The 26,285-nt window shown below is 44.6% G+C and carries 21 protein-coding genes; 10 read left to right on the top strand and 11 right to left on the bottom strand.

Annotated elements, in window-relative coordinates; genetic code table 11:
* Positions 1-3 precede the first annotated feature (3 nt).
* From ACXAGK_RS14295 to ACXAGK_RS14285, 3 genes are all read right to left on the bottom strand, one after another.
* On the bottom strand, positions 4-1,296 hold the full coding sequence (locus tag ACXAGK_RS14295; protein ID WP_474856736.1) for an amidohydrolase family protein: 1,293 nt from the start codon (positions 1,294-1,296) through the stop codon (positions 4-6).
* A gap of 210 nt (positions 1,297-1,506) precedes the next feature.
* Positions 1,507-2,133, bottom strand: coding sequence for a DUF1285 domain-containing protein (locus ACXAGK_RS14290; RefSeq protein ID WP_474856735.1), 627 nt, complete (start codon positions 2,131-2,133; stop codon positions 1,507-1,509).
* A complete protein-coding gene (locus ACXAGK_RS14285) occupies positions 2,120-2,980 on the bottom strand; it encodes a DUF3014 domain-containing protein (protein ID WP_474803415.1) in 861 nt (286 codons plus the stop codon). The genes ACXAGK_RS14290 and ACXAGK_RS14285 overlap by 14 nt, the downstream gene beginning before the upstream one ends.
* A 384-nt stretch (positions 2,981-3,364) precedes the next feature.
* Between ACXAGK_RS14285 and ACXAGK_RS14280 the strand changes: the two genes are divergently transcribed.
* Together ACXAGK_RS14280 and ACXAGK_RS14275 are read left to right on the top strand one after the other, a co-directional pair.
* Positions 3,365-3,757, top strand: a complete 393-nt coding sequence (locus ACXAGK_RS14280; RefSeq protein WP_474856734.1) for a hypothetical protein — start codon at positions 3,365-3,367, stop codon at positions 3,755-3,757.
* Between the two features lie 93 nt (positions 3,758-3,850).
* Positions 3,851-4,159: a DUF6482 family protein gene (locus ACXAGK_RS14275; RefSeq protein ID WP_269917869.1), complete on the top strand. Its 309-nt coding sequence runs from the start codon at positions 3,851-3,853 to the stop codon at positions 4,157-4,159.
* 176 nt (positions 4,160-4,335) lie between these two features.
* Here the strand turns inward: ACXAGK_RS14275 and ACXAGK_RS14270 are convergent, their stop codons facing one another.
* The 4 genes from ACXAGK_RS14270 to ACXAGK_RS14255 all read right to left on the bottom strand — a co-directional run bounded on the left by ACXAGK_RS14270 (position 4,336) and on the right by ACXAGK_RS14255 (position 9,717).
* A complete protein-coding gene (locus tag ACXAGK_RS14270) occupies positions 4,336-5,703 on the bottom strand; it encodes an ABC1 kinase family protein (protein WP_474856733.1) in 1,368 nt (455 codons plus the stop codon).
* Positions 5,704-5,947: 244 nt separating this feature from the next.
* Positions 5,948-6,367, bottom strand: coding sequence for a hypothetical protein (locus ACXAGK_RS14265; protein WP_474856732.1), 420 nt, complete (start codon positions 6,365-6,367; stop codon positions 5,948-5,950).
* Positions 6,368-6,680: 313 nt separating this feature from the next.
* Positions 6,681-7,265 carry a DUF6702 family protein gene (locus tag ACXAGK_RS14260; RefSeq protein ID WP_474856731.1) on the bottom strand — a complete coding sequence of 195 codons (585 nt, stop codon included), beginning with the start codon at positions 7,263-7,265 and terminating at the stop codon, positions 6,681-6,683.
* The gene (locus tag ACXAGK_RS14255; protein ID WP_474856730.1) at positions 7,255-9,717 is read right to left on the bottom strand and encodes a M1 family aminopeptidase; all 2,463 of its coding nucleotides are present in this window, start codon (positions 9,715-9,717) and stop codon (positions 7,255-7,257) included. Before ACXAGK_RS14255 ends, ACXAGK_RS14260 begins: the two co-directional genes overlap by 11 nt.
* Before the next feature lie 193 nt (positions 9,718-9,910).
* On the opposite strand from ACXAGK_RS14255, the gene proB reads away from it, so the two are divergent.
* The 4 genes from proB to ACXAGK_RS14235 all read left to right on the top strand — a co-directional run bounded on the left by proB (position 9,911) and on the right by ACXAGK_RS14235 (position 13,466).
* Positions 9,911-11,011, top strand: coding sequence for a glutamate 5-kinase (gene proB, locus ACXAGK_RS14250; RefSeq protein WP_474856729.1), 1,101 nt, complete (start codon positions 9,911-9,913; stop codon positions 11,009-11,011).
* Between the two features lie 95 nt (positions 11,012-11,106).
* Positions 11,107-11,544: an acyl-CoA thioesterase gene (locus tag ACXAGK_RS14245; protein WP_474803430.1), complete on the top strand. Its 438-nt coding sequence runs from the start codon at positions 11,107-11,109 to the stop codon at positions 11,542-11,544.
* 11 nt (positions 11,545-11,555) lie between these two features.
* Entirely contained in the window at positions 11,556-12,554 is a 999-nt protein-coding gene (locus ACXAGK_RS14240; RefSeq protein ID WP_474856728.1) for a D-2-hydroxyacid dehydrogenase, read from the top strand.
* A 9-nt stretch (positions 12,555-12,563) separates the two neighbouring features.
* Positions 12,564-13,466 carry a DMT family transporter gene (locus ACXAGK_RS14235; protein ID WP_474856727.1) on the top strand — a complete coding sequence of 301 codons (903 nt, stop codon included), beginning with the start codon at positions 12,564-12,566 and terminating at the stop codon, positions 13,464-13,466.
* Positions 13,467-13,517: 51 nt separating this feature from the next.
* Here ACXAGK_RS14235 and ACXAGK_RS14230 read toward each other — a convergent pair whose 3' ends face one another.
* Positions 13,518-13,793 carry a hypothetical protein gene (locus ACXAGK_RS14230; RefSeq protein WP_474856726.1) on the bottom strand — a complete coding sequence of 92 codons (276 nt, stop codon included), beginning with the start codon at positions 13,791-13,793 and terminating at the stop codon, positions 13,518-13,520.
* Between the two features lie 228 nt (positions 13,794-14,021).
* On the opposite strand from ACXAGK_RS14230, the gene ACXAGK_RS14225 reads away from it, so the two are divergent.
* A complete protein-coding gene (locus tag ACXAGK_RS14225; RefSeq protein WP_474856725.1) occupies positions 14,022-14,528 on the top strand; it encodes an RNA polymerase sigma factor in 507 nt (168 codons plus the stop codon).
* Positions 14,521-15,141 carry a hypothetical protein gene (locus ACXAGK_RS14220; protein ID WP_474856724.1) on the top strand — a complete coding sequence of 207 codons (621 nt, stop codon included), beginning with the start codon at positions 14,521-14,523 and terminating at the stop codon, positions 15,139-15,141. The genes ACXAGK_RS14225 and ACXAGK_RS14220 overlap by 8 nt, the downstream gene beginning before the upstream one ends.
* A 40-nt stretch (positions 15,142-15,181) precedes the next feature.
* On the opposite strand, the gene ACXAGK_RS14215 is transcribed toward ACXAGK_RS14220, so the two are convergent.
* Positions 15,182-19,078, bottom strand: a complete 3,897-nt coding sequence (locus tag ACXAGK_RS14215) for a translocation/assembly module TamB domain-containing protein (protein WP_474856723.1) — start codon at positions 19,076-19,078, stop codon at positions 15,182-15,184.
* Positions 19,075-20,913 (bottom strand): autotransporter assembly complex protein TamA, encoded by a 1,839-nt coding sequence (locus ACXAGK_RS14210; RefSeq protein ID WP_474856722.1) that lies wholly within the window; start codon positions 20,911-20,913, stop codon positions 19,075-19,077. Before ACXAGK_RS14210 ends, ACXAGK_RS14215 begins: the two co-directional genes overlap by 4 nt.
* Positions 20,914-21,189: 276 nt before the next feature.
* Between ACXAGK_RS14210 and ACXAGK_RS14205 the strand changes: the two genes are divergently transcribed.
* A complete protein-coding gene (locus tag ACXAGK_RS14205; RefSeq protein ID WP_474856721.1) occupies positions 21,190-23,175 on the top strand; it encodes an alpha/beta hydrolase family protein in 1,986 nt (661 codons plus the stop codon).
* 140 nt (positions 23,176-23,315) lie between these two features.
* The gene (locus tag ACXAGK_RS14200; RefSeq protein ID WP_474856720.1) at positions 23,316-24,566 is read left to right on the top strand and encodes a multidrug effflux MFS transporter; all 1,251 of its coding nucleotides are present in this window, start codon (positions 23,316-23,318) and stop codon (positions 24,564-24,566) included.
* A 149-nt stretch (positions 24,567-24,715) separates the two neighbouring features.
* On the opposite strand, the gene ilvC is transcribed toward ACXAGK_RS14200, so the two are convergent.
* Positions 24,716-26,194 (bottom strand): ketol-acid reductoisomerase, encoded by a 1,479-nt coding sequence (gene ilvC / locus ACXAGK_RS14195; RefSeq protein ID WP_025257222.1) that lies wholly within the window; start codon positions 26,192-26,194, stop codon positions 24,716-24,718.
* Positions 26,195-26,285: the final 91 nt, after the last annotated feature.

Below are 26,285 nucleotides of genomic sequence, written 5' to 3'. Positions count from 1 at the left end.
GTTTTACTGCTTGTAAACTACCCCGTCTTTCATCACAAAAGACACGCTTTCCATAAGTGATATATCGTCAAGCGGGTCGCCTTGAACAGCAACAATATCTGCTAACTTACCTTGTTCTAACGTACCTAAAATGTCGCTTATACCCAGTAAATCTGCGCTATTAACGGTAGCACTAAGAAGTGCGTCAGCGGGTTTCATGCCTGCTTCAACCATTAAAGAAAATTCCTGTGCATTATCGCCATGGGCCGATACACCACTGTCTGTACCAAAAGCAATTTTTACGCCCGCTTTGTGCGCTTGTTCAAAGGTATTTTGAATTAAGGGGCCGATGGCTGCTGCTTTCGGGCGAACTAGCTCAGGGAAAAAGCCATCAATCTTGGCTTTATCTGCTACAAACTTCCCAGCCAATATAGTAGGTACATAATAGGTGCCGTGTTTCTTCATTAGTTTGCGAATTTCATCGTCCATATAGGTACCGTGCTCAATAGAATCAACACCAGCTTCTATCGCGCGTTTCATGCCTTCTTTACCATGGGCATGCACAGCTACCGTCATGCCGTAATCTTTCGCGGTATCGACAATCGCTTCTAATTCGTCGGTCATAAACTGAGGGTTTTGGCCACTTTTGGCTACGCTTAGTACGCCACCAGTTGCAGTAATTTTGATTAGGTCAGCACCATCTTGATAACGGGCCCGTACTGCTTCGCGGGCTTCCACTTCGCCATTAACTACACCCTGCTTAGGGCCTACATCTGGTCGAAGCAAGTGAGACATACCATTGCTTGGGTCAGCATGTCCGCCTGTAGTCGCAATAGATTTAGCTACCGTGTAAATACGTGGGCCGGTAGCATAGCCTTTCGCAATAGCATTTCTTAAAGCCACGGTTTCGTTATAGCCATCACCAAGGTTACGCACTGTGGTAAAGCCTGCATCTAAGGTTATTTCTGCATAGTTTGCTGCACGCAATGCGTAATCGGCTTCATTAAGTGAAAAACGTTCTAAGTAGGTTTGCGGACCGCCGTGTTGCGACGATAAATGAACATGCATATCCATTAGACCGGGCATAACCGTTGAAGCGCTTAAATCGATAACGGTGTCGCCTTTTTGTGGCTTAGCAAACCCTTTCTTTATCTCTGCTATTTTGTTGCCTTCAATAACAATGGTCATTTTTTCTTGAAGTGATTTTGAGGTGCCAGTAAACACTTTTCCCGCATGTATAAGGGTATCGGCAACCGCAGAAAAAGGTGATGAGATTAGTGCGCTGGTAATCGCAAGGGTGAGCAAAGGCTTTTTCATGATGTAGGTCTTCTTTTGATTGTTTTATAGACTACATCGAATGTAATGCACACAAAGAAATAACGCAAAATAAAGTGCTATTAATGACATGTTGATGGTGACAAATATTTTAATAGTAAGTGCAAGTTACAGACGCAAAATAGTTGTCAACACTAGTAGCGTAACCACAAGTTGCTTATCCATCAGTAACGTGAGAATAGAAAACGCGAATTAGGGCGTTTGAAGTATTTCGCCCAATATGAAGGTCGTACCGCTAGATTGAATACTAAATTGCGTATTCGAACCATCCGATGACTCTTCGGCTTGTTCTAGCAGCTGGTAATAAGTGTTTTGATGTAGCCTTGCCCATAGATTTCTACGAACGCGAATGTAAGGAATGGGTGTTGCCTGGGGGTCCTGAATAGCTTTTGGTGGAACTCGAAGTTCTAGCTGATCTTCGCGCTCTAAGGAAATAACGTCGCCGGTTTGCGTAGTAAACACATAGGTGCTGCAGCTAGCAGATTCACCTTCTTGCTCAACTTCACTCGCCTTGCCGCATTTATTCTTTTCTATATGCCACTGGGTAATGAGAAAGGGCGTGTCCTCAACAGTGATCCCTACCTTTTCGACAGGTGTCACTAAAAAGTACTTATCGCCTTCTCGCTTCAGAACAGAGGCAAAAAGCTCGACCAGGCTTGCCCGCCCTATAGGGCTGCCCTCGTAAAACCATCGGCCATCAAGGGCTATCGTCAGATTAATATCACCACAAAAATCTGGATTCCATTGGTCAACGGGGGGCAAAGGGCGCGCTTTTGAAGACGTGCCCTTAAGCTGATGTTGAAACCTAGTTAGATCCACGCTCTTCTACCAAAACTTTCAATTCGCGTAGTTTCGCTTTAATACGACGCATATTGTCTGGTCCGGTACGCAGTAGCTGCTTTTGCGGCTCACTAAGGCTTTCTAAACGATCGTCTGCATACTTATATGCTACCGAATCTGTATATACCTCAACAGGAACAGGTACTTCTGGTGTATCAAGTAACTGGTCGATGGCGTTTAGCAATACGCTGTTAAAGTCTTGATCTGGACTACCAATTTCTGCAAACTTCGCTTGGATATCGTCTTTATAAATACCGTAGATATTAAGCAGCGCTTCATTATCGAACGACTCCAGCATATCTACATAGGGCGTATATCGTTTATAACTTGCAGCATCAATCCACTGTTTTCCCGCTTGAGAATAAACCCGGAAGTTTTGTTCTGGCGGCGTAAGTAGTTGATGGTTTGGCGCCATCTCATCATTCGCGAGATTAGCTACAGAGACAACAAACCGTTGAATAAGACCTTCGTTAACCAGCATACGGTTTACGGTTTCTTCATTTGCAGAAGAACTTTCAATTAATGACGCTTTGACTGCTGGATCGCTAGTATCTAATGGCTCTGGATCAGGCTCAACGGGCTCTGGAAGTGGCTCAACGTCGTCTTTTTCTTCAAGCTCAACGGTGGGTGCTGGTTGAGTAGGTTCAAAAATCTCTGGCTCTTCCGGTGCTGTGACTTCCGGCTCGGTCACTTCAGGTTCAGGCGTAATGACTGGCTCAGGCTCTTCGTCACTTGGCCAAAAAACTACAGCCAGAATAACGATAAGAAGGATGCCGACAATAATAAAATGTGGGCCTAACGATTTCTTTTCTGACGATTCGCTCATAATGACTCCGCTACAAAAATATCCTTTCGGTAATACTACCAGAGATAACACCCAAAATTAGAAAATCAATCAAGAGAAATGTTCCCTCAAAATTCAAATTCCTTATTCTGAACAGATTTTAACGTTTAAAAGACAGTTTCCGATTAGTTTTCATCCAAAAATTAGTGGGAACTCCCCATTTTTTTGATCTTCCAGTTCGCCATACAATGTAAACGTGAAAGTAATTTTTAAAACAATTGTTTAACATTTGGGGCTTTGTGTACTAATGTGTTGATTAATCATTGAAAAGCAAATGCTAGAGCACTGCTATTTACAGTAATTAACTAACATTTTGACTCCTTAAGTCCCAGTGTTACCTAAATGTGCCCTTGTAGGATAGTAAGCGTGAGTAAATTCAAATCATATCATCCAAAGTTACACCGAGCCGTTACACGGTACACTGCTATTCAATACGTTATTGCACTAGGGATAATGCTTTACCTGTTTTTGAATATGCATAGTCTGCCACCGCATCATCAACTAATTACTGTAATAACCGTGGTTGTTATGGGCATACAAAATGGCTTTATCTTGTCGAGAGCAAAAGTTGCACTTGCTGTAGAAGGGCCTCGGTTGCTGGTTTTCCCACTGTTATGGATAGCAAATGGAATGGGGGTCGCTGCTCTTGTGTACACCGTTTTTTCTATTGTTTCGTTGTTGGTTTTAGCCAACGCAGTGCGACATAAAAATCACCGCCCTCCACTTCATCTTGTGAATGAACCTGAAAACCTCGCATAGCGTATAACTGTCATTATCTCGCCCTGAAAATCAACGTACATAAAATCAAGCAGGGCGAGCGTAATGCGCACGCTGATTTCATGAGGTAGTAAAATGCATAAATTTTATTTTCGGGACATTGAAGAGTCGCCGACGGTTATCGATTACTTAGAAGTTCAATCTTATGAAATGAACGTCTATTTGGTTTATCTGACTATCGATAAACAAAGCGGTATGCTTTACGACAATAAAGACAAGCCAATGCGTTTTTTTAGTGCCGGGCACATTCGTGAAGCGTTCGCTCATTGTCGCGTTCAGCAGGCTGTAATGAAGCACGATACACCGTACGACGAGATGATAGGTAACCCGCCGAAAAGCAAAGAGCAGATGGCCTTACCTTTTAGTATGGAACTGCCCTACTAAACGCAACGCAATCTACCCAATACTGCCGGCTCAGTGCTATTAGAAGTGTAAAAACTGGGCGAAGGCATTAAGCAAAGTCTTCGTCCTTTTCCGATAATCCCAATCTTAAACAAGCATTATTCAAACAAGCAGCATAAAGCGCGGTAGGATTTATCGTAAGATGGGACTAAACCTTGTTAAGAGCAAAGCCAGTTGCCCGCGACCTTGCGCATATCCACTTTGGCTTGCAACCGCTTCGCTAACAAAAATAAACCTCCGAGCTTTCTATGTATAAAGAGCGCATCGACCGGCGGAGTGTGCCAAAAGTTATGTTCCATTGTAAGCGACATTCCTTTTTCGTGAAGTCTTGCGACTAAATCACTTTTTCCAAAGTCATAAGCCCCCTCAAAGCGAATGGCTTCACAGGCTTCCATGCCTATAGCTATGACTGCATCAACTTGCATTTTAGAATGACTGTCATCAATAAGCCCGATATTGTATGCAGCTTGTTGCATCAGTGCTTTATCATTGTCTGCGGCGCTCTTAAGTAAAGTTTGGTATTGCTGAGATATATTTTCAGGCACTTCGCGAGTAGCGCCAAAATCTAGCAGCACGATTTCCTTGGTATCAGGTTTAAACTGATAGTTGGCTAAGTTAGGGTCGCTTTGCAGCAGCTTAAAGTGGAAAACTTCATTAAAAAACAACGTCATTAACGCAGTCATTACGGCGTCTCGGACTTCCTGAGGCTCATCAATTAGCACATCCAAATCTTTCGCATCGATATAGTCCATGGCTAATACCGTGCTTGTGGTAAGTGGTGCATAGGTTTTTGGAATAATAAACGCGCTTTGTTCTTCACATCGGATATCAGCGGCTTCAACAAAGCTGCGATAACGATTGAGCATATCGGCTTCTCGTTCGTAATCCGCTTCTTGGTGAAGCTGCGCTTTGGCTTCCTGCAACAGCGGGCCTATATCTAATGATTTTGGCACCAAGCCCGTAAGCTTTATAAGTGTAGCTACGTTATCCACATCGCTATCAATACTCTTTTTCACGCCAGGGTACTGTACTTTTACCGCTAACATTTTACCGTCCATAGTAATAACTTTGTGAACTTGGCCTATGGAGGCTGCAGCAACAGGGGCAAAGGAAAAGTAAAGTAAGTCATCTTGCCATTTGTCGCCCCAAGACTGATTTAATGTGTCTATTAGCTGGCCCTTGGGCATGGGGTCAGCATCGTCTCGTAAACGTCCTAAAATGGCGGCGAGTTCTTCGGGTAAAAAGTCTCCTGCATCCATGGAAATGAGTTGCCCTAGTTTCATTGCAGCGCCACGCATACTGGCAAGCTGATCGGCAATATTGGAAATATTCTTTGGTGTTAAAAGCAGCGAAGATAGGACCGGCTTCTCACCTTTTAGCAGCTGGCCTGCGCCCTGAGAAACCACATTACCTGCAATCCTACCTGCTAACGTGCCTAAACGACCTATACGCGATAAACGAGACGAGGGTACTGACTTACTTGAACGGGTTGGCGACTCGGAAGATTTAGTTGGCTTCTCTGCCATAGGTTCACTCTGTTTTATTTAAGACGGAAAGGAATATTAATTTTTATGGTCTAAAGCATAGCTTAAAAAGTACTCTGACCCTTTATACATTTAAGTAGAGTGGCTGGATCGGGTATAAGAGCCATAAATCACCAAATAACTAAATGAATTGCTTGATAGTAGTGTTGAGATTATAGAATCAGGAAGAGATGTAAAAATAAGATTGAGCACTGCATAAGTGTGCGGATTACACAGTGCTATATATTTAGATGATTTGAGAAATAAATTGAAGCACTAGACCAATGACACTGCCATAAGCAAACCCAGCCCATCCGCTTGCTGTTCTGTAACGCCAAAGCGCAGCACCAAAGAATCCGCACCATAGCATTGCAGAATAAGTTGATATTAGGCCCCCGCCCATGCCTGTATCGGGCAGAAATAACATTACGATAAATGTCAGTGCCATGGCGCCGCTCAACAGCACCCACATGATATTTTTCTTATCAGCGAACGCATTGCTGTTTTTACCCTTTGCTAAATTAGCATCTGGGGTTAGTTCTGCATTTACCTTTTGTTCAGCGCGCTCTGCTGCGTTAGCAGTACGCATTTTTCTAGCGCGGCGCTCGCTTCTTGATTGGGTTTTCTTGACCTGTGAAGGCAACGGTGCTGAAGCGCTATCGGTCATGATATACCTCATTAATTAGGTGTCAGTAACGTATTTATCTATTGATAAGGTAGAGCATGCCTTAAGCTATGACTATAAGACTTCGGTCTCACATCGACATCATGGAGTAAAACTTCTTATACGGAGAGTAAAGAGCGGATTTTTGCGCAGTCGATATAGGTATTTGCCTACTCAGTTCGAATCAAAGGGCATTTGAGTCAGGGGTATTCGAATTAGGGAACTAAAAAGTTAGTCATTAAAAAAGCCCACTAGCATTCACCGTCGATCAACGATGAAAGCTGGTGGGCTTTTCACAAGTTACTCAGCTAAATATTTAGTGATGGTCGCTATTTTGACTTTTAAAGCTCACTTCCAGCAGATTTACGCTATCAGCAAAGGTGAGGGTTTTAATATTGCCCTTGCCTTCTACATTTAGCGTATTCACTTGCTTCGGCCACAAGTCGCGTAATGCATCGTGGCGAATTTTAACGCCTTCTAGCACAGGCGGCTCAGCGGTTTCTTGATAAACCCAAAAGTGCTTACCTTCAACTTCGAAGCCCACATCAGCAAGTTCTAACGATTCGCCTGCCGCGTTTAAGATAGCAAAATGCTTAGCAACGTAATCGGCAAACTGCTGCTGCGTTTTAACGTCATCCATAATATCTGCATGCTTGTCGAACAAAGCTTTAACCGCGTGCTCAGCATCATGCAAATTAAAGCGGTGCATCACTTCAATATTTTCTGTTCTAGGGTTGAACAGTACCGTTGTAATCGCGGCTTTTATTTGATGCGCTTGAGCAGTCGTGCTGAACGACATTGCGCTAACTAGTAGCGCAGCCGCAATAGCTAACCCACCAACGCTTGCAAGCAGAGCATGAGAGCTCTGCAGCAGGCGGGCTAAAGACAACTTATTCGTCATCTTTATCCTCGTCGTCAGTTTTTAGCTCGGTCTTTGAATCGTGCATAAGGTCGCGGTACTCGTAAGTGTTACGCGGCTTATTCTTATACGCTTCAATACGCGAAGGAATGATACGACGTGGGTAGTGGTTGTTTTCCACATCTACGTCCGCTGTTTCCCAATGCGGGTCAACCGTCACGCTTACCAACTCTTTGTCTTTGTCGGTAACAATAAGCTTGCTAACGGCTTTAGGTGTACGACGCCAGATTTCTGCTGGAATGCGCATTTCTTCTTTCGTACCGTCTTCAAAGGCTAGCTCAAGAATAATCGGCATTACCAAACCACCTTTGTTGCTAAAATCTAGCACATAGTAGTTTTTGTCTTCTTTTACAGCACGTTCAAAGGCTTTACGCTCCCAAGGTTCAAGCTTATCAAGGAACTTCTTGTATTTGTTGCGCTCTTTGTTGGTTACAGTATAGCGGTCGTTTTCGTCGTAAAAGTCACTGATATCTTCAAAACGATCTACCCACAGCTTTCTACCTTCTTCTTTATTGCGAATATCGGTAAGTGACTTAGGCTTTTCCATTTCCGCTTCGCGCTCGCGAGCAAAGTCGATATCTGGGTCTTCAGTGTCTAAACGCAGCTTGTATACGCTGTCTAAGCTAATATCTACGTGATCTGTGGTGTAAAACCAACCCCTCCAGAACCAGTCTAAATCAACACCCGAGGCTTCTTCCATGGTGCGGAAGAAATCTGATGGTGTAGGACGCTTAAACATCCAGCGCTGCGCGTATTCTTTAAATGCGAAGTCAAACAGCTCGCGGCCAAGGATAGTTTCACGCAGAATGTTGAGCGCTACAGCAGGCTTGGTGTAAGCATTTGGACCAAGGCGAAGTACCGAGTCAGACTGCGTCATAATTGGAACCTGCGTCTGAGACTTCATGTAGCCTGTGATATCGCGTGGCTCTACACCCCATGGAATTGTTGGGTCCCATTCGCGACCAGCAACGCCATCTAGGAAGCTATTAAGACCTTCATCCATCCACGTCCACTGACGCTCATCAGAGTTTACTGTCATAGGGAAGTAGATATGGCCAACTTCGTGAATAACTACGCCAATTAGGAAGCGTTTCTCAGCTAGCGAGTAGGTGCGTGAACCGTCATCACGAAGTTCTGTACGCGGGCCGTTAAAGGTGATCATGGGGTATTCCATGCCGCCAACTGGACCATTTACTGATTGGGCTACTGGGTAGGGGTAATCGAAGCTAAAACGGCTGTAAACATCCATAGTGTGGATGATTGACTCTGTTGAATACTTCTGCCACAGCTCACCACCTTCTTTCGGGTAGAAGGACATTGCCATTACAAGCGGCTGAGTGTCACCACCTTGCTGGTAGCCACGTGCATCCCATGCAAACTTACGCGACGAAGCCCAAGCAAAATCACGTACGTTATCCGCTTTAAAGGTCCAAGTCTTAAGCTTAGAGGTGCCTTCTTTTTCGTTTTCAATCGCTTCTTCAGGTGAAACGATGAATACGATACGGTCAGCTTTTTCTGCTTTTTTCAGTCGATCCCGTTGTGTTTTAGTTAGCACGTCTTTCGGGTTTTGAAGCACACCTGTTGACGATACGATGTGGTCAGCTGGAACCGTGATATCTACTTCGTAGTTACCGAACTCTAGCGTGAACTCACCACGGCCAATAAATTCTTTATTAGTCCATGCTTCGTAGTCGGTGTATGCCGCTAGGCGTGGGAACCACTGTGCTAGCAAGAAGATGTCGTTACCACCTTCACGCTCATCATCTGGGAAGTGCTCGTAACCCGCACGTGCTGAAACGGCATCTTCTTCTACAATATTGAATGCAAAATCGATATCGAATGTAACTTTGCTACCCGGCTTTAACGGCTTTGCTAAGTCAACTCGCATTAAGGTACCGACAATGGTGTGGCGTAAATCATTGCCCGCTTTGTCTTCAACGCGAGAAATGGTGTAGCCCAGCTCGTTGTCGTCAACAAACTGCTGACGGCGCAGTGCACCCATGCTTAATTTTGCGGGCGTATTGCCACTTGCGGCTTGCGTGCCTGGTCCACGGTTACCGATGCCACCGAAAGTGGTAGTAAGCGCAGACATTGAGTCGTCACGAAACTTGTTTTGATCTAGCTGAACCCAAAGGTACTTAAGCGTATCGGGCGAGTTGTTGTAATACGTAATTTCTTCGCTTGCTTCGATACGGCGCTCGTCTTCAAGTAGCTTTACGTCGATATCGTAATCTACTTGCTGTTGCCAGTATTGATGACCAGGCTCACCAGCGGCGTTGCGATAAACATTGGGAGTAGGAAGTACTTCATCTAGCTGACGGAATTTATCTTCAAAGTCGCCTTTTGTTTGTTTTATAGCGGCGGTACTAGGAAGAGAAATCAGCATAGACAACACTGGCGCTAGCCAGAAAAAGTGTCGTTTTGCGGTGCTCATGCAGGTTCCTTGCAACTTGTAAGTTAGAATTGTTATAAGATAACACTCGCTAGTATATAAGCATGGCACTCACAATCCAATTTTTTGACCGTAAACTAACCATGTTTTAACGCAAAAAAACTGTAACAGAACGTTTTGTTATACGCTTTAACTGTCGTATTCTTAAGCTCTTGTTATCTTTTTTCTTCCCCCTATGAACTGTTTTAATTGGCAACGTGCTGTTATAAAAGTTGGCAGTGCCCTTATTGCACCTGAAGGCAATGGGTGTAGCGGACGCTACCTTTTATCTCTTGCTCGATTCATTACCGCAAGCCGAGAGGCTGGCAAAGAAGTGATTTTGGTTTCATCTGGCAGTGTGGCGGCAGGTCGTAGCCAAGTTAAAGTTCGCCACAACGCGTCTATTGCAGAGAAGCAGGCCATGGCTGCGATTGGTCAAAATTTAATGATGGCCAACTGGCAGCGCTTTTTCGACTTTCCCTGTGCACAAGTATTGTTAACGGCGGATGATCTGCGCGATAGAACCCGCTACGTAAATATCAAAAACACGTTACGTGAAATTTTAAATCACAATGCATTACCTATTGTGAATGAAAACGACACAGTCGCCGTTAATGAACTTAAAGTAGGTGACAACGATAATTTGGGGGCCTATACGGCATTAGTTGCCCAAGCTGATACCTTGATTATTTGCTCTGATATCGACGGCTTGTTTACCGCTGACCCCAGAAAAGATACAAACGCAACACTCATACCACAGGTAGATAAAATAGACCGTACTATTTACGGACTAGCGGGGGGCGCAGGTACTGCGGTAGGCACAGGTGGTATGCGCACAAAAATTGAAGCGGCGGATAAGTGCACCAGTAGCGGTATTCAAACCCTTATTGTTAATGGGCGAAAAGGCGAAACCTTCGATGCTTTACTTGAAGGCAAGGTGCCAGGGACTTTGTTTACAGCTAGCAGCACACCGGCCAGCGCCAGAAGGCTTTGGCTTACTCACACGCTCAAAACCGCTGGCAAAGTCGAGATAGATAGCGGTGCGAAAGAGGCGCTGGTAGGCAAAGGTGCGTCGCTATTACCCACTGGTATTTTGAACGTGACCGGTTCATTTGAACAAGGGGATGCCGTTGAAGTGATGTGCGACGGAGAAATTATCGCTAAAGGTCTTTGCTTGTATAACGCAAAAGACTTAATCCTAATAAAAGGGAAAAAGTCGAAAGAAATCGCCAGTGTGTTAGGTTATGAGACAAGCGATGTTGCCGTTCACCGTGACGATATGGTGCTTTATTCATAGCACTATCATTGAAATACAATATAGCGCTTAGGCGCTATATTTGTTCACTGTTTGGGGAACAACACTTACCCAAATGTATATGCCAAGGATTGTTCATGACTGATATTACACCGACACTTGCCGACTACCCTTATAACGTCACTATTGCCACCCGCTGGCAAGACAATGATGCATATGGTCATATCAACAATGTTGTGTATTACGGTTTCTTTGATACCGCGGTAAACCGCTTTTTGATTGAGAAAGGCAATTTAGATATACATAACGGGCAAACCGTTGCGTATGTGGTAAGCAGTCAGTGCCAATACGTCGCTCCGGCGGCATACCCAGAAGACATTTTTGTGGGGCTACGGGTAATAAAAGTAGGTCGAAGTTCAGTGACCTATGGGTTGTCTGTGTATGCCGGTGATAACAAGCGACGAGTGGCCCATGGTCAATTTGTGCATGTATTTGTAGATAGGAAGACCGATAAAGCTATTCCGATTCCTGTAAACGTGAAAGCGGCGCTAGAATCTATTGTGGAAGTAATGTAGGCCTATCGACAATGACAAAACACGATGCTTTAAACAATAAAACTGAAGGTAACCAAACGCAATCGTCGCGCAACGGTCAAAAAAAACGAGTTGTCTTCCTAGACGCTGAAACAATGGATTTACCCAGCCTTGATACTTCTGTACTCGATAGTCTTTATGCCGACGTCACACTTTATCAGCAGACTCGTGCTGAAGAAGTTGCCGAGCGTATTCGAGCAGCCGATGCGGTGTTAGTAAATAAAGTTGTGCTAAAAGCTGAAGATCTAAAGCAGGCAGAACAGCTTGGTTATATTGGTGTAACGGCTACTGGTACGAACAATATCGACCATGATTACTGTAAACAAGCGGGTGTTACTGTTCAAAATGTAGAGGGCTACGGCACTGATAGTGTGGCGCAGCACGCGTTAACCTTAGCGCTGAACTTGGCTACGAACTTTGTGGCATATCAGCGTGATATGGATAATCAGGCATGGTCCGCTTCTTCTCATTTTTGCTTACTTAATCACCCAGTGATTGAACTTGCAGGTAAACATGCTGTGATTGTGGGTCACGGCGAACTTGGTAAGCGTGTAGAAGCATTGTTCAAAGCTATGGGGATGAAAGTGAGTATTGCTGCTCGCCCCGGTAAACAAGACGACCCTCGCCCTAGCCTTGCGTCCCTGTTGCCCGATGCCGATGTGATAAGCCTTCATTGCCCACTTACTGAAGACACCGAAAAGCTTATTAACGCAGATACACTTTCATTGATGCGGCCTACGGCTTTTCTTATCAATACCGCGCGTGGCGGGCTGGTTGATGAAGAGGCACTTTACCATGCGCTTAAACACAACGAAATTGGTGGTGCAGGCTTAGACGTACTTAGCGTAGAGCCACCGCCTGTCGATCATATATTACTAAAAGAACCGTTACCTAATTTACTGGTAACACCACATAATGCTTGGATTGGTAATAGTGCAAGGCAAAAACTGCTTGATAAAGCCCTTGCCCATTTAACAGATTTTTTGGGTTAAAGCGCGGCGATGAATAACGCGACCTTATTTGCTCTGTGCTGCCTGATTTGGGGTTCGACTTGGATAGCAATCACCTATCAAATCGGGCACACATCAGAGACGTTTGCTATAGCGCTTCGTTACTTTTTAGCGTCGGCTTGTTTAGGGGCATACTGTGTTATTAAACGTTTACCGCTAAAACTTCCCCTGCATGTTCATGTGAAAATGGCGGCAGTAGGTCTCTTTTTATACAGTTTGAATTACACGCTGCTGTATATTGCACAGGCGCATATTATTAGCGCGCTATTGGCGCTTATGAGTTCCTGCATTATTTATATCAACGTTGTACTTCGTCGCTGGTGGCTAAAAGAGCCCATAAGAAAAGAAGTCGTGGTTGGGGCCACCTTTGGCTTGCTGGGAATTGTGTGTCTTTTCGTGCCTGAGTTTTCAAAAGTATCCATGGACGCAGCGCTTGCCACAGGTCTTGCCATCGCGTTTGTCAGCTTTTTCTGTGCGTCAACGGGGAACGTTATTTCCGAGCGTATTCTGACTTCGGGTACGCCTGTTATTCAAATGAATTTCTATGCCATGAGCTACGCCATGGCGCTGCTTTTTGTTACCTCGCTGGCTATGCCTGGAGAATTAAAGATACCTACCCACATTGAGTTTTATTTATCACTCGTGTACTTGGCAATATTTGGCTCTGTGTTCGCCTTTGGCGCATATATGAAACTGTTAAAGCAGATGGGCGCAGACAAGGCAGCTTACGTAGTGCTGGTTTACCCCATGGTAGCACTGGTTATTTCTACATTTTTTGAAGGTTACACTTGGAGCGTGTTATCAGTACTTGGCGTAGTAATTGTGCTGGTGGGTAACGCCATTGCAATGGGAAAAGTTCCCCGCTTTATGCGTCGCCCACCCGTATCTAGTTAGTGTTTGTTGAACTTTACTATGCATTAATTCGACAATCCCTGATAAGCACGTTTACTTAAGTACATTGATTTTCTTGTTTAGCTCGTAAGCAGGCTCAGTGACGATGGTTTCAAGGGTTTCAATGCGCGCCATCAAGGTTTCAATTTGCGCATCTTTTTCTTCTAAGCGCTGCTGCTGTTTGTCAGTAACGGCTTTTACAAATGGATTACTGCACTCGCCGTTCATCCAGTCGTTCAATCGCCACTGAAATTTTGCGTCTAAGTAACTTGCCAAAAGCACAAGCGATGTGATGCTGCCAATTAACAAAACTAAACTTAACGTAGACATAGTGTTTTCCTCATTTAATTTTCAAAATTTAAAGTTAAAGATTTCTAGGAGAGGTGCGCTCACCGCCCGTTACTTCGTGTTCTATTTTCTGCCTTTGTTATGTAGTCGGGAGCTGTTCAAAAAAATTACAGCTTCATCGAAAAAAGTTTGTAATAAAAATTGGTGCGGGCAGACTGATAGAAGTAACACAATAAAATAACAACAGTTTTTGCTATTAGGGATGTAACCTTGGGGCAGGGTTTTGAAGATGTTTTTGCGCAATACGGAGCACTACTTGGCCGTGTAGCTAACAGCTATGAGGCAAACGAGGCGATGCAGCAAGAGTTATTGCAAGAAATTGCTATTGCAGTTTGGCAAGGACTGTCTCGCTTTAAAGGCGATAGCAGCGTAAAAACCTATATCTTGAAAATAGCCCACAACCGCGCTGTGACTCACGTAGCAAGTCAAGTGAAGCGTATTGATACCCATCAATACGACCACGATGATACGGGCTCTGACGGGTATGCGAGTAATACAAAATCCCCAGAAGAAGTGTCTAGCCAACATCAGTCTTTAGAACGCCTATTGCGCGCTGTACGATCCTTGCCACTGCAGCCAAGGCAGGTGCTTACCCTTTCTCTTGAAGGCTTAAGTTACGACGAAATAGCAGACGTATGTGGCCTGACAAAAAACCATGTTGGTGTGATATTAAAACGCGCCAAGCAAAGTATCATGCAGGAGCAACCGCATGCATAATTCAGATAAAGAAAATCAAAAGACGCCGCCAATATCAGCAGGTAACGAACAAAACGAGGCCCTATCTGCGCTATGGCAAACTCAGCCAGTTACGACTATCGATGTTGAGGAAGTAAAGTCCAGTTTGCGCAGCGAACGAACAAAGCAGCGTTGGTATATGGTATTCGATTCCTTAATGGTAATTCCCGCCATTTACATTCTGAACAAATATTGGGGAAATATGACGCTTATAGCACAAATGATGTTTCTTTTTATGTTGGTCACCTCTCTGCCTTTACTTATATATCAATTGTGGCTAAGACGAGTGGCGGCTTTCTACAAAGATAGCCAGACAGCAAATCACCTTACTCAACTCACTAAGCAAATTAAAAATAATGTAAAAATCGCATTCATTACCAAACACTCAACCTGGGTAGCCGTAGTTTTTGGCATTGCCTTTATTCTAGAGCGTTATTTCTTCGGCGATCTTACACCTGAAAAGATCATTAAGATGTCCATTGTAATGGTCTTAATGACTATCGGAATGTTGATTTGGTATGTATGGGCACACAAAAGACAAAAGCGCTTTGAACGGCAGCTTAAAACGCTAGAAAGTATGGCGCAGCAGCGCTAAAAAATAGAGCCTAACTAATCAAAGCATCAACACAGAGCGTTTAGCTGTCCTTGCTAGCACTTGAGGTATCAGCGTTGCTTCTCTGTAATGATTCTGAATTATTATCGGCCTCATCGGTATCATTACTGTCGTCATCAGCGCTATCGCTTTTGCGAGTTCTGTTATCACCTAAAAAGAACTCATAATAGAGGTCTAAGGCAAACTCTGATTGGTCTTCCAGTGTGGTTTGGATTGCCTCTAAATACAGGCTCGGTAGTAACTGATATTTAAGCGCCAAGTCAGGTGGTAGCTGTCGACGTCTCAAGGTGCTATTGGCATCGTTATCTTTTATGCCTACGTCCACATTGTATTCCACCGAAAGCCTGTCATTGATTTGGCCGGTAACAGAAAGCAAGTTTTCATTGGTACTTAGGCTAAAGTCATCAATGCCTAAAGCACTGCCTAACTGGCCAGTAAGGGTTTCTGTGTTCGACAGCCCAAAACCCAATAGCAGAGCTGCGTAGTTAGGATCTGCTGAACTGCCTGAATCTGGTCCAGACCCTGTTAATAAGTAAGATAATACGCCCTGCTGGTCCATAGAGGGTTCAGAGAAAAGGTTGATGCTCGGTGCGTCAGCGGCCCCGTCAATACGAATACCCGCTATAACATCATCGTCGGTTTTAGCCGGGTCTCTTATAGCCTCTACCAGTAACAAAGGCTGGTCGATTGGGCCATTGAACTGTACTTCGCCGGTTTGAATTATTAATTGTTGGCCATAGGCGCTGTAGCGACCGTTTATTATTTGCAGGTCTCCATAGCCAACTAACGCTGGCTGAGTGTTCACGCGTATACCGCCGAACAAGCTAGCCGTAAGGCCAAAGGCTTCAAGCTTTACTTCTTCTGTTTTGTTTTTATCAATATTAACCAGCACAGAAGCATGAACAATATCCAGTGGCTCTTCTTTGTCTGGTTCTCCGCGCAAGTGCACGTCCTTTGATGGTGAAACTGCACTTTCAGGCAGAGACTCTACCTCAATTCGGGCCCACGGAATATTAATATCGCCCGTAACATCGACCTTCTCTTTAGTTGCGGCAACATCAATATTAGGCGATACCTTAAGGCGAATGTTTGGTTGTCTTATTTCAAAGCTGTTGCCCTTTAACTTAAAGTTAGCGCTAGGCTCTGATGACCAGTCGAGTTCACCTTTTAGCGTGCCTTTACCTCCACCGAGTATAAAACTGCCATCAAGTGCTGCAGTTTGGTCGCTAAGCACTACTTTTTGGTTCCAGTCAGCTAAGGTGACAGGCGTATCTTGAATATCTATTGCGCCGTTAGAAACGGTAAGCTCGCCATTTAGGGATGGGTCATTGACATATCCGCTAAGAGTAATATTACCGTTAAGCACCCCTGTTAAGGTGCGAATAGCGGGAGAAAGAGGTTTCAGTGGCGCTACATCAAGTCCCTCCATTACCAACTTACCTTCCAAAGGTATTTCCTCTTCAAACGGTCGGGTGTTTAACGTAAGTGTTGCATCACCGATATCTTGACTAGAGATCAGTGAAGTAGACTCCAGCAGCCCTTGTTTTATTTTACCGCTAGTTTCAAATGAGTTAATGGTAAGCGTTAATGGTCTGGTTTCACCTAATTGCCACGGGGCTGCACTCATTGACGCGGTAAAAGTGGCGTCAATAGGATCTTGTTGTGAATAGCTGCCTATTGTTTGAATACTCAACGTCGCTTCAGAGGGCGCTGAAACCATGGTCGGCACTAGTTCATTTGCCCACAGCCCCACAGGCAGTGACGTTGCCTTAATATCCCAGCTTGCTTTACTGTCTTGATAATTCACGTTCGAGATACATAGCTCTCCTTCGCGTCGCGATGTCCAGCAGTGTTGGCCTATTTTGGCCGTAACAGGTGCAGTGCCTATATCAAGCGTGAACGGGCTTGATAACACCCATTGCATATTAGCAAGCTCTAGCTGGGTATCGCTTATTTCACCTACCCAATGATTGTTTGACCATGCGCCTTTAAGGCTGAAGGCGACTTGATTATCGGGCACAGAAAGGTCTAGCCGAGCTTTGTGGTCTTTATAAGTGCCATCTAGTGTTATCTCGCCGCTCAACGGTCCTTGCTGCGCCGCAGACGCATTTAAATTTGGAGATATAGTGATGCTGGATAACTCTAATGTGCCGTTAGCAAGTGGATTTTGCCACGGACCAGAGGCAGATATTTTACCATTTATCGCACCGGATACTTCTGGGTAAAGATTATTTATTGTGTTGGCGTTAATAGTAATATCGGCGTTTAAATGACGCTTGTTTAAGACTTGTGCAATAGCTCGAATAACGTTCTTTTCATTTTCCCCTTCTTGCACGATGTTTACGTTAGTAACGAATAAGTCACTGGGGCCGGCATACACGGCGTTGCCTTTTATTTCTAGTGGTTCACCTTGTAGCACGCCAGATACCTGCATATCTTTAAAGCTCATATGCAGCCCGCCACGCTCTGAGTACTGTAAAATGCTCTCTATCTGGCCGCTTAAGTTCTCAGGTGCGTAAGCGCTGAAACGCTGTGCAGACACGTTTGAAAGCGTGGTTTTTCCCTCCCAAGCAATACTCTCGTTTAGGTAAAGGGTACCTGTATTGACTAAGCTACCTTCTAGCGCCTCAATATTCGCCTGGTTGACATAGATATTGTTCTTTTTAAGCACAACATCCAGTGATACAGGCACATTGCCTATGTCTGGCAAGGTTGCTGCACCGGCGCCTTTTAGCAGGTAATCGCCCATAGTGCCTTCAAGTGACAGCGTACCTGCTTTTAACGTGGCGTTTTCCATTGTTGGAATGGGTTGTTCTTGCCACTTTGCAGTAAATTTAATGGGGAGTTCGGTATTAATAACGTTTGCCGCCAAATTAACGTCTGCGTTTACAGCCCCCTTTGTGTTGAGGGTAAGGGCCAAGTCATCAAGTGCTCCCGACGCGTTTAAGTTTACGGTAAGGGGAGCATCATCAAGGACTGTCTTTGCTCTAGCTGCAATGCTTAGCGGGAAGTTCCCACTAAGGGTGGCGCTCGCTTTTGCTTTTACTTCCCCTTGTTCATGCGCGACAACCATTTCTTCAATGGCAATATCACTTTCTATGAACTGTGCGTCGAGCAGCGATATCAATGCTATTTGTTGTGTGCTATCGCCTTGGGTAACGTGTAAACCTTCAACCAATAAAGTACCAAACGATATGGGAATTGGAGCGGTGATTGTTGGTAATTCAGGCACCTCGTAGCTGAGCGAGTATGACTTAGGCAAGGCGCTTTCTTCATCTGGTGTCGCTTGTCCTGCTGTTTTTTCAGCACTTTGTTTAGGTGTCTGTTTTGACGTGGAAGGCTGAGCTTGAGAAGCCGTATTTGCTGCCGGTGAGTTTGTATTTTGTTCTAACAGGGCTATACGAACCCCCTTCGTGGCTAAACTGTCAAGAGCCAGCGTCTGGTCACCGCTGAAATCCGTAAGCTCTAGCTCCTCAACCTCAACGGTTGTGCTAAGAAGCGTAACGTTAATATTCGCAAGCGCTAGATACCCTACCTCAATAGGGATAGGCAAAGAAAATTCATCGCTAGCGTCTGTTTCTTCATCAGTCTCAGGAGCAGCAGCGAGTTGCGTTAATGTGGCATTCTCAATCGCGAGTTCATTCACGCAGACTTTTGGTTCAAAAAAACAACGCCACGTTATATCAATATAGGCATACTCCGATGACACACGCCACTGCGCGTTCTCCCAGTTTAAATCGCGTATTTCGAGGGTATCGGCGAAACTTCCCTCGATATCATCAATGGAAAGGTTTGTAACAAAGCTATTCGCTATAAGTTTTACCATTGGGCCGCCCAATGGGCTAATAAGTAGCGCGTAAATGGCAACCAATAGCAGTATAGGTGAGAGCAGAATGGCCGAAAGAGTACGTTTTCTCATAGCTCAGGCCCTAAAATGATGTGAATGCGCCAATCATTTCCTTGTTTTGATAGCCCTCTGGCTAAGTATAATCTTACAGGGCCAATAGGTGACAGCCAGTGAACCCCGGGGCCGATACCATAAGCGAGTGAATCGCTTATATCGTTAGCTGCTTTACCCGCGTCTACGAAAGCGGCTATTCGCCAGTTGTCTGCAATTGAGTAAGCGTATTCTATGCTTGATGTGACTAAGTACTTTCCGCCAATAGATTCAATGTCAAACTCGCCAGTCTCTGGGTTAATAACATCTGCTTTCGGCGACAAATCACGAAATTTAAACCCTCTAACGCTTTGGTCGCCTCCAGCGTAAAAGCGAAGTGAAGCAGGCACATCATCGAAAGAGTTTGTTTTAATTGCTCCAATTTCTCCGCGTAAAGTTATTCTATGCTTATTAGCGAATGTACGAATTAACATGCCTTCAACGGCAGTTTTAGCATAGTCAATATCTGAGCCAAAACCCTCTTTGCCATATTGAGCCAGCACTTGAATATAGGTGCCGTTGCCAATGTTTAATTCATCGTCTTTATCGCGATAGGTTAGAGAATAGCCCGGTAAAACTAACGAGGTGGTATTGGTATCAAGATCACCCTGATCGTAAGTCTCTCTAAGGTAGGTTACTGAATAATCATGTTGCCATGGCGATCCATCTTGTTGCGTGTACCTATGTGCAGACAAAGAAAGGGTTTCGCTTTCAAAAGAGGTGTTGGCGTACTCAATAAACTGGTAGCCCGCTTCGATACTGGCATAGTCACGGGTGATATTTTTCATCGGGATGCGATAGTCAGCGGTAACCGATTGCTCAGGCTCTGAAATAAAAATATCTGATGAAACTGAATGGCCTTTGTCATTTACCCAAGGACGTTCCCAACCCAAACGTACTCGCGGTCCTGTATCGGTAGCCGCACCAACAGAGACGTTAAATGCATCGGTAGGCCTGTGTTGAAGCGAGACTTCAACAGGAACCAGTAAACCTTCTGCGTCGCTCACTACCGGCCTTGCTATCACTCGGTTGAAATAGCCCGACTGATTTAAACGTCTGTTAAAGTCGCCTAACACTGATGATGAATAGGCATCACCGGTTTTAAAAGGTTTTAGGCGCTCAATAATCGCTTTAGCTTTATCATCACCTACGAATTTGAGTTCCCCAAACTTATATTGAGGCCCGCTTTGCGCAATTAGCAGCACGTTTGCTTGTTTTTCGTCACGTACTAGATCTAAACGTGTTGCTTGCCAGAAATAATCAAAATAACCGTTTGAGAGAGCGTAGTTAAACATGGAAGATTTAAACGACTCATAGATGGTCTGATTTAACACATCACCTTCTTTGAGTTTAAGTGAGTTAAAACGCTCTCTAAATGCCTTATCTTCACGACCAGCACCAATGATTTCTCGGGTAACTTTGTTGATGGTAAGAGGGGCATTCAACGCAACCGTTACTGTGACCTTGTCCCCTTCTTGTATGCGTACCTTGGTTTCACTGTTGTAAAAGCCATAGGGTTGTACCGCCGTCGCCACCGCTTCTGCCACTTCGTCTTGCCAATAAGGGTCAGTTAAAAGTGCTTTTTCCACATCAAGTCCGCTTAAATGCAGTCGGATGTTGTTACGTAGCTTCCCGTCTTCAACACCTTGAACATCGTAGGTAATTGACTCTTGAGCCAAAGATGTCGTGCACAGCAAGCACAGCTGCACGCACAACAAAGCCTTAGCTAATAAAGAGCATGCTTTGGATGTTTTGCGCACTAATTGTCGGGAAAATAGGCCTTGCAAAGTGGCAAGCCCGCTCCAAGTTGAAGGCATGAAAAGGCTAAATCCTTAAGGTAACGCTGGGCTTAGAAGCTTACTGGTTTAGGGTAAAATCCATATTATGTCTGTGGTTAATAGTACCATATCTGTATTTTGTATTCGCAAAGTACGACGAGAGATCAAATTATTGCGTCAATATTATCTATAATACCCCGTATGGGTTGGTTTTTTGTACATTGTGTCACAAATTTGTATACTCGAATTAACATGGTTTTGAGGTTTACTCATTAGCTAAGTTCCGCCCATAATAAAAAATTACAAGGGAATGTTATGTCTTATCAAAAGGCTTTCTCACCAGCTACGCTTATTGCCCTACTATTGTTAGCTATTTCGACTACATTGAGCGCTGAGCCGGCTACTCAAAAAAATTCCTACGATGCTTTTAGTAAGCTGCCAACCTATTGGACGCCATCGTTGTCACCCGATGGAACAAAAATCGCTTTTGTTCAAAATGTTGAACAAGGAGAGGCGTTTGCCATGCTCGCCACCTTCGACTTGGTAAAGGGTGAAAAGCATTACCTACTTCGCTCTGACAATGAGCGTGTAAAGATTAATTGGTACAAATGGGTGAACAATGAACGTGTCGTGGTGAGTGCGCGCTATGAAACTCGCCGTGGTACCACAAAAGTGCATGACACCCGCTTGTTAAGTATTAAGTTCGATGGCGAGGGCGGCGCGTTTAATATGGTTGAATGGGAACGAATTAAGCGTCGGGCCGGTAATCCTAACCACATTCCCCAATTTCAAGATGAGGTTATCGATTGGCTACCTGATGACCCAGATCATGTGCTTATAGCAATAGATGCCGAGGTGCTAGGTTTACCTTCAGTGTATAAAGTCAATGTCAACACTGGAGGGGTAAGTCGCATTATGCGCGGTAAAAAACGCATTAGAGATTGGCTTACCGATCAACAAAGCAACGTCCGTATTGGTGTTTCACTTAATTATGATAGCGGTGAGCGCGAGGTCTTTCTAAAAGAAGAGGATGGCTGGCGAACCTTGTTTGCCTATAACGCCATGACAGAGAAAGGGGAATACCCTGTGGGGTTTGCGAAAGACCCAAATATTCTTTATTACAAAGGCTACAAAGGTGACTACCGCGCACTTTACACCCTAAACCTTAAAACCAATGAGCGAACTGAAGTTTATGCTGATGAAGGGTACGACGTAAACGGTAGTCTTATTTACTCACCAGTAACGCGAGATGCTATCGGTGTGCGTCACGATGGTCGTTTTTATTGGGATGAACGCTATGTTGCACTTCAAAACGGTATCGACCAAGGGCTTCCAGATTATAACAACACGTTAGTTAGTTTCAGTGACGATGAGCAAACATATATTGTTTATTCTGAGTCTGATGTATTGCCTGGTGTGTATTTATTGGGTAATCGCAAGGAAGGCACGCTGAACATGCTATTTGAGCAATACAGCCAAATAGACTCGACGAAACTATCCGAGCATAAACTTATTGAGTATGAAGCCAGAGATGGTATCAAGATTGAAGCATATTTGACGCTCCCTAAGGGGGAAGGACCCTTCCCAACCATTATTCATCCTCACGGCGGGCCAGGGGCTCGTGATTTTAGCGGTTTCGACTACTGGACTGCATACTTCACCTCTAAAGGCTACGCGGTGTTGAGGCCAAACTTTAGAGGCTCAAGAGGTTATGGGTATAGTTTTGCGCAAAGCCAAATGAAAGGATGGGGCCTAGCTATGCAAGATGACATCACTGACGCCGCAGGTTGGATGGTAGAAAAGGGATACGCAGAGCAAGATAATATGTGCATAGTGGGAGCAAGTTACGGTGGCTATGCCGCGTTAATGGCAACGGTTAAAACCCCCGCACTATTCCAATGCGCCGTAAGTTTTGCGGGAGTGAGTTCGCTTAAACACGTTATCATTCACTCTCGTCGCTTTCTCAATAATGAGTTTGTTAAAAATCAAATTGGTGACGACTACGATGATTTAGAAGCTCGCTCGCCTTATTACAATGCAAAAGGGATCAAGACGCCTATTCTACTTGTGCATGGCGAAGAAGACCGTATTGTTCCACCTCTTCACAGCCGTTACATGGCTGACGAGCTAGAAGACTACGACAAAGTTTTTAAATACGTAGAGCTTGAAAATGGAGACCATAACCTTTCTATTCAGCGCAACCGTCACCTATTCTTTAAAGAAATGGACGGCTTTTTAAATCGATACTTGAAACCGACTAAAAACGGCGAGGCGGTAGCAGCTAGTCTGTCAGAGGAGTAACACTCGTTAAAGAGGGCAGTATTTACGATAAGATAGCCTGGTTTGACGGCTTTTTGACCAAAATTCAGGTATACTTACGATGGCGCGAGAATTTCCGCGCCTTTTTTAATTCCCTCACTTTATTTCATATTCGAGACTTTATGCCCCAGACATCTAATGGCGTATCTGATGATACTGCAGTTGTGCAAAAGCCCGCTCTTGGCCTTGTTGAATTTGTTGCTTTGATGGCGACCATGACATCGCTGGTGGCACTTAGTATAGACGCTATGTTGCCCGCACTTATTCAAATTGGTGAATCACTTAATGTGCAAGAGGCGCATCAGACTCATCTGATTGTCACCGTATTCTTTTTAGGGATGGCATTTGGCCAAATGTTCTTTGGCCCCTTTTCAGACAGCCGTGGTCGTCGTCTTACCATTTTAGTGGGTTTATGTATTTTTGCGTTGGGTACCTTTGTATGTATGCTTGCCACTAATCTTGAAACCATGCTGGTGGGGCGTGTTATTCAAGCGTTTGGGGTGTCTGGCCCTCGTATAGCTACTATGGCAATTATACGTGACCTCTACGTAGGTGATGCGATGGCAAAAGTTATGTCGTTTATCATGATGGTGTTTATCTTAGTGCCTATGTTGGCTCCAATTATTGGCCAAACTGTGATGGAATTGACGTCATGGTTTCACATTTTCACTATGTTTCTCATAGTGGCTACTATGGCGGGGATTTGGTTCTTTTCTCGTCAAGGCGAAACCTTGCCTCGTGCAAAGCGCAGAAAATTCTCGCGGGCACACTTTTTTAAATCATCAAAGTTTATTCTGACCCATCCAGAAATTATGGGTTATACCTTTGCCATGGGTTGTATCTTCGGGGCGTTTTTGGCGTATTTAAGCGCGTCACAAACCATATTTACCGTGTTTTACAATGTTGGAGAGTGGTTCCCGTATATCTTCGCTACCCTTGCCTTTTCCATCGGGCTTGCTTCTTACTTCAACGGTAAAATGGTGATGCGTTTCGGCATGCGCAAGCTGTGTCGCTTTGCGCTAAAAGGGGTAAATGGGTTTGCGGTGGTCTATTTAGCGTTGCTGTTTGCCTACGATGGTCTGCCGCCATTAATTCCGACCGTGGCCGTTATGTTCGTTGGCTTTTTCTTTGTAGGTATTCTGTTTGGCAATTTAAACGCTATGGCAATGCAGCCTCTTGGCGATATGGCTGGTTTAGGTGCCGCAATTATTGGCTGCTTTTCAAGCTTATTCTCTGTGCCCGTTGCCCTTATCGTTGATAGTTTTTTGAATGGAAACTTGATGCCCATTGGTTGGGGCTTTCTTATCTTTTTTTCGCTGGCGTATGCATCAGTTCGCTACGCTGAGCGTGTTCGGGAAGTGGCTGTTTCTTAAAGAGACAAGTGGTTGTTGTCACTGCTTTGAGTTAGCTAAGCAGTACGCTTTAAAAGGATATGTGACTCACTGAGTTACAGGTATAAAAAAGCCCGACCAAAATGGTCGGGCAAGAGGGCTTAGTTAAGCACCTAACGACAGAAACTGTCCTATCCTATGATGGCTTTCATGTCAGTCATGTAGCCACGCAAGGTCTTACCTACTGATTCCACACCGTGTGAGCGGATGGCTTCGTTAATCTCAACAAGGCGTTTGTTCTCTACTTGATTAGAAGCAGCAGTCAAACCCTTACCGATAACGCTGGTATCAATAGCAGGCATAAATTTCTCACGCAAAATTGGAATTGCTGCGTTAGCAAACAAATAGTTTCCGTATTCTGCTGTGTCTGAAATTACCACATTCATTTCATACAAACGCTTACGTGCGATTGTGTTAGAAATTAGCGGTGTTTCATGCAGTGATTCGTAGTACGCAGACTCAGGCAGAATCCCAGCTTCAACCATTACGTCAAACGCAACTTCAACACCACACTTGATCATGGCAACTAGCAAGATGCCGTGGTCAAAGAATTCTTGTTCGCTGATTTCACCTTCGTAAGCAGGTGCGTTTTCAAACGCGGTTTCACCGGTCTCTTCACGCCACTTAAGTAGGTTCGCATCACCATTGGCCCAATCTTCCATCATGGTGCGAGAGAATTCACCGCTGATGATGTCGTCTTGGTGCTTTTCAAATAGCGGACGAAGTAAATCAGTTAACTGCTCAGAAAGCTCAAACGCTTTCACTTTTGCAGGGTTTGATAGACGGTCCATCATGTTAGTTACACCGCCAATCTTAAGTGCTTCAGTAATGGCTTCTAGACCGTACTGAATAAGCGCACCTGCATAACCTGGGTCAATACCATCATCAACCATTTTCTCGAACGCAAGTACTGCTGCAACTTGTTGCATACCACATAAAATGGTTTGCTCACCCATAAGGTCAGATTTAACTTCAGCCACAAATGAAGACTCAAGTACACCTGCGCGGTCACCGCCAGTTGCACTTGCCAGTGCTTTGGCTTGATCCCAACCTTTACCTTCAGGGTCATTTTCTGGATGCACAGCTATTAGTGTTGGTACACCAAAGCCACGCTTATATTCTTCGCGTACTTCTGAGCCTGGGCTTTTCGGCGCACACATAATAACTGTGATGTCGCTACGAATTTGCTGGCCTTCTTCAACAATGTTGAAGCCGTGCGAGTAACCTAGCGTTGCACCTTTTTTCATAAGCGGCATAACTGCCTCTACTACACTTGCGTGCTGCTTATCAGGTGTTAGGTTGTAAACTACATCAGCTTCTGGAATAAGCTGCTGATATGTACCAACAGTAAATCCATTGCTTGAAGCGCGTTTGTAAGAGTCGCGTTGCTCATCGATCGCTGCCTGACGCAGCGCATAAGAAACATCTAACCCAGAGTCACGCATATTCAGGCCTTGGTTAAGGCCCTGCGCGCCGCAGCCTACAATGACAATTTTCTTGCCTTTTAAGAACTGACAACCGTCAGCGAATTCATCGCGTGCCATAAAACGGCAGCGGCCAAGCTGGTCTAACTGCTGGCGAAGTGACAGGGTGTTGAAATAATTAGCCATAAAAATTTCCGAACAACATTCATTTTTGTCAATATCAAACACCGACCTTGGCGTTGACAGACCTCGTCTATGACGACTTGGTAGTGAGACT

The organism is Alteromonas sp. ABM1_013 (genome assembly GCF_056160505.1).
Note: the sequence above shows the minus strand (reverse complement) of the source record. Positions and strands in the feature narration are given on the sequence as shown.

Coding starts and splice junctions, on each gene's coding strand:
- ACXAGK_RS14215 (WP_474856723.1), bottom strand. CDS start 19,078: ATGAGAAAACGTACTCTTTCGGCCATTCTGCTCTCACCTATACTGCTA.
- ACXAGK_RS14235 (WP_474856727.1), top strand. CDS start 12,564: ATGAATAACGCGACCTTATTTGCTCTGTGCTGCCTGATTTGGGGTTCG.
- ACXAGK_RS14285 (WP_474803415.1), bottom strand. CDS start 2,980: ATGAGCGAATCGTCAGAAAAGAAATCGTTAGGCCCACATTTTATTATT.
- ilvC (WP_025257222.1), bottom strand. CDS start 26,194: ATGGCTAATTATTTCAACACCCTGTCACTTCGCCAGCAGTTAGACCAG.
- ACXAGK_RS14270 (WP_474856733.1), bottom strand. CDS start 5,703: ATGGCAGAGAAGCCAACTAAATCTTCCGAGTCGCCAACCCGTTCAAGT.
- ACXAGK_RS14245 (WP_474803430.1), top strand. CDS start 11,107: ATGACTGATATTACACCGACACTTGCCGACTACCCTTATAACGTCACT.
- ACXAGK_RS14265 (WP_474856732.1), bottom strand. CDS start 6,367: ATGACCGATAGCGCTTCAGCACCGTTGCCTTCACAGGTCAAGAAAACC.
- ACXAGK_RS14295 (WP_474856736.1), bottom strand. CDS start 1,296: ATGAAAAAGCCTTTGCTCACCCTTGCGATTACCAGCGCACTAATCTCA.
- ACXAGK_RS14200 (WP_474856720.1), top strand. CDS start 23,316: ATGCCCCAGACATCTAATGGCGTATCTGATGATACTGCAGTTGTGCAA.
- ACXAGK_RS14255 (WP_474856730.1), bottom strand. CDS start 9,717: ATGAGCACCGCAAAACGACACTTTTTCTGGCTAGCGCCAGTGTTGTCT.
- ACXAGK_RS14240 (WP_474856728.1), top strand. CDS start 11,556: ATGACAAAACACGATGCTTTAAACAATAAAACTGAAGGTAACCAAACG.
- ACXAGK_RS14230 (WP_474856726.1), bottom strand. CDS start 13,793: ATGTCTACGTTAAGTTTAGTTTTGTTAATTGGCAGCATCACATCGCTT.
- ACXAGK_RS14210 (WP_474856722.1), bottom strand. CDS start 20,913: ATGCCTTCAACTTGGAGCGGGCTTGCCACTTTGCAAGGCCTATTTTCC.
- proB (WP_474856729.1), top strand. CDS start 9,911: ATGAACTGTTTTAATTGGCAACGTGCTGTTATAAAAGTTGGCAGTGCC.
- ACXAGK_RS14205 (WP_474856721.1), top strand. CDS start 21,190: ATGTCTTATCAAAAGGCTTTCTCACCAGCTACGCTTATTGCCCTACTA.
- ACXAGK_RS14275 (WP_269917869.1), top strand. CDS start 3,851: ATGCATAAATTTTATTTTCGGGACATTGAAGAGTCGCCGACGGTTATC.
- ACXAGK_RS14220 (WP_474856724.1), top strand. CDS start 14,521: ATGCATAATTCAGATAAAGAAAATCAAAAGACGCCGCCAATATCAGCA.
- ACXAGK_RS14260 (WP_474856731.1), bottom strand. CDS start 7,265: ATGACGAATAAGTTGTCTTTAGCCCGCCTGCTGCAGAGCTCTCATGCT.